This window comes from Hymenobacter convexus, from assembly GCF_030580955.1.
Classification (GTDB): domain Bacteria; phylum Bacteroidota; class Bacteroidia; order Cytophagales; family Hymenobacteraceae; genus Hymenobacter.
Map to the genome: position 1 here is coordinate 227,116 of NZ_JAUQON010000002.1, position 13,994 is coordinate 241,109.

12 protein-coding genes are annotated in these 13,994 nt (G+C 61.8%); 8 read left to right on the top strand and 4 right to left on the bottom strand.

Annotated features, from left to right (window positions below):
• Nucleotides 1-3: 3 nt before the first annotated feature.
• Nucleotides 4-2,274, bottom strand: a complete 2,271-nt coding sequence (locus tag Q4S41_RS04420) for a M28 family metallopeptidase (RefSeq protein WP_305029901.1) — start codon at nt 2,272-2,274, stop codon at nt 4-6.
• A 139-nt stretch (nt 2,275-2,413) separates the two neighbouring features.
• On the bottom strand, nt 2,414-2,590 hold the full coding sequence (locus tag Q4S41_RS04425) for a hypothetical protein (RefSeq protein WP_305029902.1): 177 nt from the start codon (nt 2,588-2,590) through the stop codon (nt 2,414-2,416).
• Nucleotides 2,591-2,741: 151 nt separating this feature from the next.
• Here Q4S41_RS04425 and fumC point away from each other — a divergent pair, with 151 nt between their 5' ends.
• The 6 genes from fumC to Q4S41_RS04455 all read left to right on the top strand — a co-directional run bounded on the left by fumC (nt 2,742) and on the right by Q4S41_RS04455 (nt 7,155).
• Complete coding sequence (gene fumC / locus Q4S41_RS04430) at nt 2,742-4,136, top strand: class II fumarate hydratase (protein ID WP_305029903.1); 1,395 nt, start codon at nt 2,742-2,744, stop codon at nt 4,134-4,136.
• Nucleotides 4,137-4,316: 180 nt separating this feature from the next.
• Nucleotides 4,317-4,910: a GNAT family N-acetyltransferase gene (locus tag Q4S41_RS04435; protein WP_305029904.1), complete on the top strand. Its 594-nt coding sequence runs from the start codon at nt 4,317-4,319 to the stop codon at nt 4,908-4,910.
• Nucleotides 4,903-5,304: a diacylglycerol kinase family protein gene (locus Q4S41_RS04440; RefSeq protein ID WP_305029905.1), complete on the top strand. Its 402-nt coding sequence runs from the start codon at nt 4,903-4,905 to the stop codon at nt 5,302-5,304. The genes Q4S41_RS04435 and Q4S41_RS04440 overlap by 8 nt, the downstream gene beginning before the upstream one ends.
• 92 nt (nt 5,305-5,396) lie before the next feature.
• On the top strand, nt 5,397-5,855 hold the full coding sequence (locus tag Q4S41_RS04445) for a DUF6970 domain-containing protein (RefSeq protein WP_305029906.1): 459 nt from the start codon (nt 5,397-5,399) through the stop codon (nt 5,853-5,855).
• Between the two features lie 86 nt (nt 5,856-5,941).
• A complete protein-coding gene (locus tag Q4S41_RS04450; protein WP_305029907.1) occupies nt 5,942-6,439 on the top strand; it encodes a DinB family protein in 498 nt (165 codons plus the stop codon).
• A 92-nt stretch (nt 6,440-6,531) separates the two neighbouring features.
• Nucleotides 6,532-7,155, top strand: coding sequence for a thioredoxin family protein (locus tag Q4S41_RS04455; RefSeq protein WP_305029908.1), 624 nt, complete (start codon nt 6,532-6,534; stop codon nt 7,153-7,155).
• A gap of 134 nt (nt 7,156-7,289) precedes the next feature.
• Here the strand turns inward: Q4S41_RS04455 and Q4S41_RS04460 are convergent, their stop codons facing one another.
• Nucleotides 7,290-8,087, bottom strand: coding sequence for a DUF4382 domain-containing protein (locus Q4S41_RS04460; protein ID WP_305029909.1), 798 nt, complete (start codon nt 8,085-8,087; stop codon nt 7,290-7,292).
• Nucleotides 8,088-8,202: 115 nt separating this feature from the next.
• A complete protein-coding gene (locus Q4S41_RS04465; RefSeq protein WP_305029910.1) occupies nt 8,203-11,226 on the bottom strand; it encodes an AsmA family protein in 3,024 nt (1,007 codons plus the stop codon).
• A gap of 364 nt (nt 11,227-11,590) precedes the next feature.
• On the opposite strand from Q4S41_RS04465, the gene Q4S41_RS04470 reads away from it, so the two are divergent.
• Nucleotides 11,591-12,847 (top strand): OmpA family protein, encoded by a 1,257-nt coding sequence (locus tag Q4S41_RS04470; RefSeq protein ID WP_305029911.1) that lies wholly within the window; start codon nt 11,591-11,593, stop codon nt 12,845-12,847.
• 92 nt (nt 12,848-12,939) lie between these two features.
• Complete coding sequence (locus tag Q4S41_RS04475; RefSeq protein WP_305029912.1) at nt 12,940-13,986, top strand: PorP/SprF family type IX secretion system membrane protein; 1,047 nt, start codon at nt 12,940-12,942, stop codon at nt 13,984-13,986.
• The last annotated feature ends 8 nt before the right edge of the window (nt 13,987-13,994 follow it).

Here is a 13,994-nt window from a genome sequence, read left to right on the forward strand (position 1 = left end):
CCGCTACTGCGCGGGGCCCGGCGCGGCCACGGCCGCCGCCCGGCTCACCTGCCCCGAAAACCGCTCCACGGCCGCGGCGGTGCGCTTTATCTGCTCGTCGGCTTCGGCCCACTTGCGCTCTTCCACGGCCTCGCGGATGCCGGGCAGCGTTTTCACGCCGTAGCCGGTGTAGAAGCCCGGGGCGTAAATCTGGTGGCGGTACCAGGGGCGGCGGGGGAGGCCTTCGAGGCTCAGTAGCTGCTGCTCGGCCTGGTAAAGAATTTGGTCTAGCTCTTTTTGGCGGCCGGCGGGCAGGGCGGGATTGGCTTTGCGGGCCTGGGCGTAGGCCTGGGCGCTTTGCTCCAGCTTCAGCAGGGCGTTGTCGAGGGGGGCGAAGTTGAGGTAAGGCACCGCGTCTTTGGCTTTGGGCGGGAGCAGGGTTTTGGTGGGGTCAGCCACGGCCTCGTAACGCTTTTCGGCCAGCAGCTTGGCTTGCTTGTCGGTTTCGGCGCGCATGGTTTCGGCCAGCTGCTTCACCTCGGTGCCGTATTTGGCCACGGTGTTGGAGAAGTTCTGGAACTCAAAGGGCAGCACGTCGGCATCGGCCAGGCGCAGCACGCAGCGGCCCATGGTTTGGGCCAGGGCCACGCCGTAGGCAAACGTGGGGTCTTTGAAGCGGGTGTAGTCGTCGAAGGAATCGAAAATGGAGTGGTACTCGCCGCCCGCGCCTTCGCCGCCAAAGCCCACGTTCATCGACGGAATGCCCAAATGTTGGATGTAGGGTGAATAATCGGACCCCGCGCCCAGCGCCCCGATGCGCAGGTCGGGCCGGTCGCGGGCGTCTTTCTGGGCGTCGGGGCTGCCTTCCACCAAATCATAAGCCCGGCGCCGCTCGATGATGGACACGCCCGCTTTTTCGGGGTCGGGCACGTCGCGGCCCACCTGGTTGAAGAACCTTTCCAAGGTGTGCGAGCCCGAAACGCCCAGAAAGCCCCGGTCGCTGTTGTCGGTGTTCAAATAAGCCACCACGTGTTCCTGAATAGCCTTGGCGTTGGTTTCGGCCCACTCCGTCGAACCCAGCAGGCCGGGTTCTTCGCCGTCCCAGGCACAAAACATGATGGTGCGCTTCGGGCGCCAGCCGGCTTTCACCAGCTCGCCCAGGGCGCGGGCCTCTTCCAGCTCGGCCACCATGCCGCTGAGCGGGTCGCTGGCGCCGTTCACCCAGGCGTCGTGGTGGTTGCCGCGCATTATCCACTCGTCGGGCAAAGTGTTGCCTCTCAGCGTAGCGATGACGTTATAAATGGGCTCAGTTTTCCAGTTGAAAGCCAACTGCAAATGCACCTTGGCTGGCCCCGGCCCGAGGTGGTAGGGGATGGGTAGCGCCCCGCGCCAGTCGGCCGGCGCCATGGGGCCGGCCAGGGCCGCCAGCAGCGGCTGCGCGTCGCCGTAGGAAATCGGCAGACACGGAATCTGGGTGAGGGTGGTGGCCTTGCTGAGGTCGAGGCGCTTGGCGTTTTTGGTCGAGCCGTAGCCGGGCGTCAGCGGGTCGCCGGGGAAGGTGGGCATGTCCATCACCGAGCCGCGCTGGGCGCCGGTTTCGGGTTTAAAAGGGCCCTGAGGGTACACGTCGCCCTGGGCGTAGCCGTCGTCTTTGGGGTCGGAATATATCAGGCAGCCAATGGCGCCCTTCTCGGCGGCCACCTTGGGCTTGATGCCGCGCCACGAGCCGCCGTACTTGGCGATGACAATTTTGCCCTTCACATCGATGCCGCGGCGCTCCAGCTCCTCGTAATCTTTCGGGATGCCGTAGTTCACAAACACCAGCTCGGCCGTCACGTCGCCGTCTTTCGAGAAAGCGTTGTAGGTGGGCAGCTGCTCGGCCGTCTGGCCCGAGGTAGCGTCTTCGGCCACCGGCTTTTCGGCCAGGCCGGCCACGTAGCGCGTGGGTGCCACCAGCTCCAGCGCCCGCAGCTTGGGCGTCGGAAACAGCACGTACGACACGTCGATACGGGTTTCGTAGCCCCAATTCTTAAACAGCGCGGCCATGAATTCGGCGTTGTCCTTGTCGTAGGGCGAACCCACGTGGTGCGGGTGGGCGGCCATGCGCTTCATCCATTCGCGCAGGTTGTCGGCCTTGAGCTGGGCGTCGAACTTGGTTTCGAGCTGGTAGTGGGCAGCGGCGTGGGCGGCCTCAAAGCCCAGCAGTGGCTTGGTTTCGGCGGGCGCGGTTTGGGCGTGGGCAGTGGCGGTGGCCAGCAGCGCGGCGGCCAGCAGGCAGGAGTAGCGTTTCAGCATATTTCCAATTGAAAAGCATGAACCCGGGCGCTGCTTTTCAGCCCCTAAGTCCGCACAAGGTAGGGCCTGCCAGCTACTTGCGCCTCGCACAAAAAAGGCCACCCGAAGGCGGCTTTTCTGCATTTGGATTAGAGTTGGCTTAGCCGCTGTAGCCGCCGCCGCTTTCGGGCTCGGTGGCGCTGCCGCCGGGCTTGGTGGGGGTGGGCAGGTCGGTTTCGGTGGTTACTTCGACGTCGCTGTAGTCGGGGGTGCCGTCGCCCTGCACGGGTACGGGCGGCTCCTGGGAAGGGTCGGGGGTGGGAGTGGGCTGGCTCATAAAATCAAACAAGTTGGGTTGCTTGGGTGTACGGCATTGCGCGGCGCATGGCTGCCTTGTGCCTTCCGGGGCCGCCCGGGCTGTGTACTTTTGCACGAGGTAGCTGCGCCGCGGCCACCTATTCACTTCTCCATCAATCCACCAACCCCGCATGGATTTCCGCACCGAAAAGGACACCATGGGCACTGTGCAGGTGCCCGCTACCGCCTACTGGGGCGCGCAAACGCAGCGTTCCATCGAGAATTTCCCCATCGCGCAGGACATCAACAAGATGCCCAAGGAAATTATCGCCGCCTTTGCCTACCTCAAAAAGGCCGCGGCCTTCACCAACCGCGACGCCGGCGTGCTGCCCGCCGAAAAGGCCGAGCTGATTGGCAAGGTGTGCGACGAGATTCTGGCCGGCAAGCTGGCCGATTCGTTCCCGCTGGTGGTGTGGCAAACGGGCTCGGGCACACAGTCCAACATGAACGTGAACGAGGTGATTGCCTACCGCGGCCACGTGCTGAACGGCGGCCAGCTCACCGACGAAAAGAAGGCGCTGGCCCCCAACGACGACGTGAACAAGAGCCAAAGCTCGAACGACACGTTCCCGACGGCCATGCACATCGCGGCCTACAAAATCCTGACCGAGACGACCATTCCCGGCATCGAGAAGCTGCGCGACGCGCTGAAAGCCAAGTCGAAAGACTTCATGCACATCGTCAAAATCGGCCGCACCCACTTCATGGACGCCACGCCGCTCACGCTGGGCCAGGAGTTTTCGGGCTACGTGTCGCAGCTCGACCACGGCCTGAAGGCCATTAAGAACACGCTGGCCCACCTGAGCGAGCTGGCCCTGGGCGGCACCGCCGTGGGCACGGGCATCAACACGCCCAAAGGCTACTCCGAGAACGTGGCCAAGCACATTGCCGACCTCACCAAGCTGCCCTTCGTCACGGCCGAAAACAAGTTTGAGGCCCTGGCCGCCCACGACGCCATCGTGGAAGCCCACGGCGCCCTCAAAACCGTGGCCGTGAGTTTGATGAAAATTGCCAACGACATCCGCATGCTCAGCTCGGGCCCGCGCGCCGGCATTGGCGAAATTGACATCCCGGACAACGAGCCCGGCTCCAGCATCATGCCCGGCAAGGTGAACCCCACCCAGTGCGAGGCCATGACGATGGTGGCGGCTCAGGTGATGGGCAACGACGTGGCCATCACCGTGGGCGGCTCCATGGGCCACTTCGAGTTGAACGTGTTCAAGCCGGTGATGATTTACAATTTCCTGCACTCGGCCCGCCTCATCGGCGACGTGTGCGTGAGCTTCACCGACAAGTGCGCCGTGGGCATTGAGCCCATCAAGGCCAACATCAAAAAGCACGTCGATTCGTCGCTGATGCTGGTGACGGCCCTCAACCCGCACATCGGCTACTACAAAGCCGCCGAAATTGCCCAAACGGCCCACAAAAACGGCTCCACGCTGAAGGAAACCGCCCTCAAGCTGGGCTACGTGACTGAGGCCGAGTTCGACGAGTGGCTGAAGCCGGAGGAGATGGTGGGCATGTAATTGCGCCGTTTGCAGCTGAATTAATAGAACGTCATGCTGAGCGTAGCCGAAGCATCTCTACCGCGCAACTAATCAGATTTAGTATTGCGGTAGAGATGCTTGGGCTGCGCTCAGCATGACGTTCTTTTTGTCTGTTAAATGCAGCACCTTTTCCCCTTTTCCCAGCATCTTTGCCGCCTCATGGATTTCTCCGCTCCCCTCGTGCTCGAAAACAGCCGCGCCCGCCTGCGCCCGCTGGAAATTGGCGACTTTGAAGCACTCAAAACCGTGGCCTTCGATGCTGACCTGTGGAAATACACCCTCACCCGGGGCGACGATGCGGTGAGCCTGGCCGCCTACATCCGGCAGGCCCTGGAGGCCCGCGCGCAGGGGCTGCGCTACCCCTTTGCCATCATCGACCGGGAAACCGGGCAGCTGGCCGGCAGCACCAGCTACTACAACGTGGTGCCCGCCGACCAGCGCCTGAGCATTGGCTACACCTGGGTGGGCACCGAGTTCCAGCGCTCCGGCCTGAACCGGGCCTGCAAGCACCTGCTGCTGTGCCACGCTTTTGGGCAGCTGGGCTACGAGCGGGTGGAATTGGAAACGGACTCCCGCAACCACAAGTCGCGCACGGCCATGGCCCGCATGGGCGCCACCGAAGAAGGCACCCTGCGCAGCCACCGCCCCACGCAGGGCGGCATCCGGCGCGACACGGTGATTTTCAGCGTCATCCGGCCCGACTGGTCGGAGCTGCGCCAAACCACTTTCCAGCAGTACGAAACCCGTGGCTGAGCCCACTGCTCCTGACCGACTGCGGCCGCCCGACGGCCTGTGGCGCCGGCGTGTGGCCAGCTTCGGCCACGCCTTTCGGGGCGTGGGGTCGGCGCTGCGCTCGGAGGTGCATCTGCGCTTTCACGCCTTCGCGACGGCGGTGGTAATTGGGCTGGGGTTTTACTACGGCATTTCACGGTTGGAGTGGGCACTGGTGGCTATTTCGGTGGCCTGCGTGTGGTCGGCTGAGCTGATGAATACCGCCATTGAGGCCCTCACCGATTTGGCCTCGCCTGAGTACCACGTGCTGGCCGGCAAGGCCAAGGACGTGGCCGCCGGGGCCGTGCTGCTGGCCGCCATTGGGGCGCTGGTGGTGGGCGCGCTGGTGTTTGGGCCGCGGATATTCGGGCATTAACCAACGCCCCGACCTGAACCATTGCCCGCGCGCGGCGTAACCATAGCGGTTTGGCCACTGTTAGCGTCAGCCGTTTATTCCCCTTCGAGCCCATGCGCCTGATTTCCTTTGCCGCTTTGCTGTTGCTAACCGCGGCCTGCGCCTCCCAGCAGGTGAGCGTGACCAACCCCACCACACCGCCCGAAAACGGCCAGGTGAGCGGCCCGGCCACGCCAGCCCCCACCAGCACCAACACCGTAGACCCCGTGCCCGCTCGCGTGGCCGAGTCGGACACCACCGCCCGGCCGCCGTGGCTGAAGGCCCGCATTGCCGAAGTGCTGGCCGAGCGCAAGCGCAACCCCATCACCCGCATCCTGCGTTACGACTACGAGGGCCGGAAGGTGTACTACATCTCGGCGCCCTGCTGCGACCAATTCTCCAACGTGTACGACACGCGCGGCAAGCTCATCTGCCAGCCCGACGGCGGCATCACGGGCAAAGGCGACGGCAAATGCCCGGATTTTGAGAAGCGAAAAACCAACGAAAAACTGGTCTGGCAAGACCCCCGGTAGAGTTAAGAGTTAGGAGCTAGGAAGCGGCTTTATTGCTGCTTGACTTCTGGCTCTTAACTCCTAACTCTTAATTATTAACTGCTCCCATGAATACTTTAGAAAAACTCGGCGCCTTCAATGTGTGGGCCAACGATACCGTCCTTGACCGCCTCGATGAGATTGCCGCTACCGGCCAGGAAATCCCCGCGGTGGTGCTGCGCCTGTTCAGCCACGTACTCAACGCCCAAACCATCTGGATATCCCGCATCAACGGCGTGCCCAGCCCGGTGAAAGTGTGGCAGGAACACGATTTGGCGACGATTCATCGCCTGCATGAGCAGTCGTCGGAGCCGCTGCACCAGCTGATGGTGCACGCCGACGAAACCGAGTTGCAGCGCCTAATTTCGTATACCAACTCGCTGGGCAACAGCTACGACAGCATGGTGCATGACATCCTGACCCACGCCGTGGTGCACGCCAGCTACCACCGCGCCCAGGTGGCCACCCGCCTGCGCGACCACGGCTTCGAGCCCGTCAATTCCGACTTCATCACCTACTGCCGCGAACTGAGCGCGGCGGCCCAGCAAACAGTGCCCAGCTTGTAGCACGCGACGGCGAATTAATTGAATCTTTTGAAAACCCTTCCGGCCCCGGGAGGGTTTTTTAGCTTCATTCATCCGCCAACTTCCTGTTTGCCATGACCGAACTACTGGCCTCTGCCGCCCCGGTGCTATCCGCTGAGCGGCTCAATCAAGCGTATTCCTACGCTGGCTACCGCCAGCTTATCGACGAGCTGATGGCCCGCAACCAAACCACCGGCACCAACCAAACCGAGCAGATTATTCAATACGCCCGCCTGAATATCAAGCGCATGCAGCGCCTCGACAAAACCATTGAGCTGCTGCCCGAACTGCAAAAAGTCCTCAACCAGCTGGACCAGGGCTACGAGTGGCTGATAATCACGGAAGGCTGGTGCGGCGACGCCGCCCAGATTGTGCCCGTGCTGGAAGCCGTAGCCCGCGCCAGCCAGGGCAAAATCAGCACCCGCTACGTGCTGCGCGACGAAAACCTCGACCTTATGGACCGCTACCTCACCAACGGCGGCCGCTCCATCCCCAAGCTCGTGGTGCTGCACACCGACACCCTGACCGAGGCCGCCACCTGGGGCCCGCGCCCGGCGCCCGCGCAGGAGTTGTTCACGCGCCTCAAGCAGGCCGAAGTCCCTTATCAGGAGTTCGTGACGGAGCTGCACGGCTGGTATGCCAAAGACCATACAATCAGCACGCAACGCGAGTTGCTGGCGCTGCTGCAAAGCCTTTAGCAGCGAAGCAGCCGCAAGTGGTCAGCCAACCGCTTGCGGCCTGACCGCCCAATGAATCAGTGTCCACGCCCGGCAGTAAAAAGCCCCAACCTCATCAGAGGCTGGGGCTTTTTGCTATTCAATTCAGGCAATAACTATTGCACGCTCACCGAGCCGAGGTCGGTAATCTGGTCGTTCGTTACGCTCACGCCGGTGCGGGTGGCGTTACGGTAAGGCAGGACCGTCTGAAACTCCACGCGGTAGGTGCCGGCGGGTACGGCGCGAATCAGGAAGCCGCCAGCGGCATCGGCGGTGGTGCTGAGCGTATCGTTGGGCGCCGCCGAGGTGCGGATGGCCAGCACCAGCGGGCGCGCCGCGGCGGGCGTCACCACGCCGCGAATGCCGCCGGCCACGGCCGTGGTCACGGTGCGGATAACGGGCTTGAGGTTGTAGCCGCCGTTGCCTTTGGCCACGATGGACTTGGCCACGTCGAAATCGAGCACGAGTTGGTAGGTCACGTCGCGCACCAGCACGGCGTCAATTTTCAGCTTCAGGCCCGAGGTCTGGCCGCTGGGCGTTTTCAGGGGTACCACCGTGCCGTCACGCAGGGTCAGGGTGTTGTTGTTGCCGAGAATGAGGCGGATTTGCGAGATTTTACCGGCCGGGAAGTCGGCGCTGGTGAGCAGGGCCGAGTTGCCGTTGGTGTAGTCCATCACGTTGTATATGCCCGGTCGGATGAGGCCCAGGTTCTGCCAGCCTTCCTCCTTGTCGTCGTCGCTCACGTGCACCTGCACTTGCTGCACATCGAGGTTTACGGCTTTGTAGTCGCCGGGCGCGTCGGTCAGGCGCACTTCAAACTTCGACATGCCGGCCGATGAATCATCCGATTTAGAGCAGCCAGCCAGGCCCAACAGGGCGGCCGCCGCGAAGGGCAATAGACGGGTAATTTTCATAGCTATGAGCAGTTAGCGTGATAATGGGGCATGAAACGGCCCGGTCAACCAAGTGGTTGCCGGGCCGTGACTCTCAACAATATTGCCAAAACCGTCCCTTATTGGCCCCGTCCAACTACTTCGTTGAATCGGCTGGTTCTATGGGTTTGGGTTTGGGCTTGGGTTTGTTGAAGAGGCTGTTGAAGCCTTTGGAGATTTGCTCTTTGGCCTTATTGGCCGCGTCGATGCGCGCCTGTTTCTTGTCCAACTCGGCTTGGGCGGCGGCTTCCTCGGCCGTCTGGCCGGCCCGGCGGATGCTGTCTTCTTTGCTCACGGCGCGGGGCTTCACGCCCAGCAGGTCAAGGGCCTTTTGCTTGGCCACGTTCTTCACCAGCGTTTTGCCCTGGTCCTTCATGCTGCCGCTGGTGAGCTTCACCACCGGCGCCTTCACGGTGCCGCCAATGTTGAGGCCCAGCGTCACGCGGTCGGTGCCCTGAATGTTTTGCACGCCGGTGAGCTGCGTCAGCTTGCTGCTCATGGCCGAGCCCAGCTTGCCGGTGGGCACGTTCAGGGCCGTGATATAGGAGAGCACACCGGTGAGGCTATTCGAGCCGCCGATGTTCATCTTCACGTCGCCAATGGTCAGGTCGAAGGGCTGCACCACCAGGTTGCCGTTCACGATGTTGGCCTGAATTTTCTTGTCTACCACCAGCAAGGTTTTCAGCTCGGGCAGGGTGGTGAGGCTGGCAATCTTGGTCATCACCTCCGACTGGTTCACGGCCGCCCGCACGATGTCAAACAGGCCTTTGCCGCTCAGCGTGGCCAGGTTGGGCATCATATCGGGGCCCATTTCGCCGCTCACGCTGAAGTTGGTGCCGAACACGCCCTCCACCTGGCTGGCCAGCGGCACCAGCGTCTTGATGGTGTTGAAGGCCGCAAAGGCTTTCTGGAAGTTCAGGTTATCGATGTTCAGCCCGAAGTTGAATTTTGGGTGTGCCAAGTCCTTGCTGCTGTAGCTGCCCGTGGTGCCAAACGAAGCCCCCAGCGTGTTGAACTTGAGGTTTTTGAGCGTGGCCGTCTGGTCGTTCACCGTCACCACGCCTTGGGCGTTGGTCAGCTTCAGGTTGTCGTAGGTCACGTTATCCACGTGGCTGTTCAGCACGAGGTCGAAGAATTTGGGAATCTGCAGCACGCCATTGGCCGCCGCGGGCGCCTTCGCGCCGGTAGCCGTGGGCTTGGCCGATACCTCGTCCACCATCCATTCGTTCACGTTGAAATTGCGCGAGTTCACGGTCATGTTCCCTTTCAGCGACTGCCCCGGCGTGAACAAATAGCCCAGGTAATTGCTGATGGTGCCCGACGCCGCGAAATCGGAGCTACCGGCCGTGCCATTCAGGCTCTGCAGCGCAATCTGGTTGTTGTTGAAGGTGGCCGTGCCGCTGCTGATTTTCACGCCCTGCGGCAAGTCCTTGCTCTTATAAGTCACGTTGTTGGCCTTCACGGTGCCGCTGGCCACCACGTTCTGGTAGCGGCCGGCTTCCACGTCGGCCATGTTGCCTTTGGCGGCAATATCGCCGGCCACGCGGCCCGTTACGGTCATACCCTGCAAGGGGAAAATCTTGGTAATCTTGGTCAAATCCACCGTGCCGCGCACGTTGGTGTCGAACACCGGCTTGTCGATGTTGTGGGCCGTCAGACGTCCTTCCAGTGGCTCGCCCTCCAGCACCATCCTGAACTGCGGCAGGTTGATTTGGGTGTCATTCACCTGGCCGGTGGTGTTCACCACCGTGCCACTCAGGTTGATATTCTCAATCGGAGCCGGGAATTTGGCCGATTTCACGTAGCCATTGGTGAGGCGAATGGCGGCATTCACCACCGGCATCTGCGTCTTCGAGTACACGCCCTTGGCCGTGCCATCCACGAAGAACTGCCCGCGCATATTCAGGTCCTTCACCGGATACACCTTCAGGGCTTCGGCCAAATTCACGTTGGCTTTCACGCGGCCGTCCACCTTCATTGGGTTCAGGCCGTCGATGGCCACGCTGCCGTCCACCGGGTCGGGCCCGAGGTCGAGGTGGAACTGTGGGATGTCCACTTTCACGTCGTTGGTCACGCCCGTGGGGTTGTCCACTTTCATTTTCAGGTTGATGTTCTTGGCCTCGCGCGGCAGGTCGGGGTACTTAAAGCGGCCGTTGCTCACCACCAGGTTCACGCCGTAGCCCGGCAGCTGAGTAGCCGTCTGGGTGCCCTTCGCGTAGCCATCGAAGGCCACCTTGCCGCTGGTTTCAATGTTCTTAAACTTCTCCGTAAATACGCCCGGCACCAGGCTGAGCAGGGTTTTGAAATCCGTTTCCAGCGCCTTGAAGGTGATGTCGTAGGTGATGTCCGTGGCATTGGGCAGCCCGATGGCGCCCGCGAAGCTGAACGGGAAGTCATTGAGCTTAATCTTGTTGTCTTTGAACGTGTAGAGGTTCTTGTTCAAATCCATGTTCAGCGTCACGTCGGCGTCGAGCTGCTTATCGGTCACGTAGGCCACGCCGCCGTAGGTCATGTCGAGGTCGGCCGCCGTGGTTTGCGACTTCATGTCGAACACGTTGCTGGCGAAGTCGCCGCTGCCGCTGTGGTTCACGCCGCGCGCCTCCATGCGGAAGGGCAGGGTCAGGTCCTCGTAGCGCAGGTGGCCGTCGGTCAGCTTCCAGCCCTTGATGGCTAGGCTCACTTGGCTCGTGTCCTGGCCCTTGGCAGCGGCGGCCGAGTCCGAAATCACTACGTCCCAGTTGGCGCGGCCGCTTTTCAGGCGGCGCAAGCTCAGGTCGGGCCGCTCCAGCTCCACGCTGTTAATCTTGATTTCCTCGCCTTTGATAACCGTCATCACATCCAGACCCACGCGCAGGTTGGGCAGGTAGGCCAGCGTGTCGCGGCTGAACGAGTCGAGCCCAATCACACGCAGGTCCTTGATGTCCAACGTCAAATCCGGGAAAGAGTGAAACACGCTCACGCCGATGTTGGCCGGGTCGTACTGCACCTGGGCACGCACACGCTGCGCTATCTGCTTGTCGGCCAAGGCCCGCAACTTGTCTTTAAACAAAAAGGGCGCCGCCACGGCCGCAACCACCAGCACAACCAAAAAAACGACTATCCCCAACAGAATTTTCCGCATGACAGATTTTATAAGTTACTGCGAGCAAAGGTAAAACGGACAGACTACTACGTTTTTTACAATCTGTCCACTACTTAAGCACTCCTCCATTTTTTAAGCCATGGAAGGCTACCGAGCAGCTTACCACTAATTCCTCAACACCCAAAACCCAACTGCAAGTGCCATAAGCCCGCTTACGTGGCTCCGAAATGTTCTGGCCAAGCTTGCGCAATGAAGCAAACCTACTTGAAAACCGCGCACAATTCTCGCCGAAAACCCCTCAATAAAACCCAATTTTATCAATGGGAAAAGTCACAAATTATTAATGATTATTACAAATTTGATTTATGAGGTATATTTGCCTTTGCTAATCCAACCTCTTGTGATGAAACTCTTTTTTACTTCGGTCTTTTTGCTTCAAATGGCCCTGGCTTCTACCGGGCAGGCCCAGGTAACCACCCTGAGTCTGATGGGCAACGTGCAGTCCGAAGACCGGCGGGCACTGTCCGGCGCGGCGGTCACGGTTGTTCACATGCCCTCCGGCGTGCGGCATGCCGCCGCTTCCGATGGCGCTGGCCGGTTCATTATTCCCAACCTTATGGTAGGGGGGCCCTACCTGATACGCGTGGGTGAGGGCGGCTACCGCTCTCAAACCGTTGAAAACATTTTTCTGGAAGCCGGCAAAACCGCAAGTTTTACAGTAGTGCTCAGCAAGATACCGAACGAGGAAAGCAAAGGCCGAAACAACCGCCCCGACGCTACCGCAAGCAACGGCACCACGATGACGCTGGCCAATGAAGCCGTGGTGGGCGGACCAGTACTGATTACGGTGGGTCCCAACAAGCCGCAGTCGGCCGGAGCCACACTCTCGTCTCGGTCAGTGCCGGCTCCCGTGCCCGCCGGTACGGCTCCTATGCTCGCCGGTGCGGCTCCAACTGCCGCCCCAAAGGCCACACCCGGCCCGGCAGCTTCCCCAGCGGCTTATTCGGCGCCGGTGGCAGCCCCCGCGCCGGCCGCTGGGCCTGCGCCCATGTCCGCCGCCGCCACGTCCGCCGCTCCTGCTTACAAGCGCCGCTATCCGGCCCGCCGCACCGGCGCCACGCGGTCCAAAGACCCCATCGTGCCAGGCCATTTCGATGCCAAGAGCGGCAACTACATCTACGAAACGGGTCCGCTCACGACCCTGAAGCTGGCTGGAGGAAAAGTTATATCCGGCGTTGGCGTCAACTCTACCGAAAACAACCTGTATCGCTTTCTGGCTAACCCTCAGATGCAAGTCGACACGATGGACCTGACCAACGGCTGGTACAACTTCGACCGGGTGTTTTTCAACCCCGGCAAGGCGACCCTCACCACTGAATCGCAGGACCAGCTCCGCAACATCGCCACCATTCTGCAGGCTTTCCCCAATGCCCGCATCAAGCTCGGCGGCTATACCGACAGTACCGGCACTTATAAAGTAAACCGCCAGCTCAGCGAGGCCCGCGCCCGCACCGCCTGGGCCAGCCTCGTCGACATGGGCATCAGCCCGAGCCGCATCGACGCCCGCGGCTACGGCCGCAACTACGCCATCGCGCCCAACACTTCTGAAGAAGGCCGTGCCCAAAACCGCCGCCTCAGCGTGAAGGTGCTGCAAAAGTGAGTGGTCGGCGGAGGTAGCCGAGCTACGGCGGGCCGTACCTTCGCCGCGACGGCCGCACTATTTCGGGGGCTGGCCGCGTTACTCCGGTTCTTATGCCCAAGCGTTTTCCTCCGTTGTTTTTGCGCCTCAAGCACTGCCTGGCCACGGGCCTGGTGCTGGGCACGGCGCTGGGCGCGCACGGGCAAGACGTTTTTTTCTCGCAGCCCTTTGCCACGCGCCTGCACACCAATCCCGCCTTCACCGGCCTGGTGGACGATTATAGCGTGACGCTCAGCTACCGCAATCAGCTGCCGCTGGTAGCGGGCTCCTTCGTCACGGCCCAGCTGGCGGCCGACCTGCGCCTCAACCAGCCGGGCCAGCACCACGCCATCGGCCTGCTCATCAACCAGGACCGCAGCGGCGCGGTGGGCTACACCCGCCTCGAAGTGGGCGGCCTCTACGCTTATCACACCCGCATCAAGGAGAAGCTGGCCCTGAGCGGCGGCCTGCGGGCCAGCTACGGCCGCCAGCGCGTCGGATATGACAATTTCGTGTTCGGCGACCAGATTCGGGAAGACGGCAGCGTGGCCGGCCCCTCGGCCGAATCCCTGGATTTTCCGCCCGTCAACTACTTCAGCGTGGGCACCGGCGCGGTGCTTTATAATGACCAGTTCTGGCTCAGCCTCGCCGGGCAGCACCTCAACCAGCCCAGCCTGGGTTTCCGGCAGCAGAGCGAGTTGCCGCTGCTGCTGAGCATGTCGGGAGGCTACAAAATTTTCAAGGTGAAGCCCGGCCCCGGCATCGCCACCCGCGAGGTGAGTTACACGCCCGTAGCCGCTTACACCCGCCAGGGTGGTTCCCAGCGCATCGAAACCGGTGTTTACTTCACGGCCTCGCCCGTGACGCTGGGGGCCGTGTACCGCAATATTTACGTACCGGGCAGCGTTGGGGCGCAGCACTTGCTGGCCGTAGTGGTGGGAGTGCAGGCCGGCGGCCTGCGCCTGGGCTACAGCTACGACGTGGGCCTCAGCCGGCTAAGCTCCGATTTGGGCGGCGCCCACGAACTAACGCTGGCCCTGCGCGCCTTTGACCGATTGGAGAATGCCCATCGCCGCCTAAAAAGAAGAGTTTACCCGGCAGCCCCTTGCCCGGCATTTTAATATTTTGT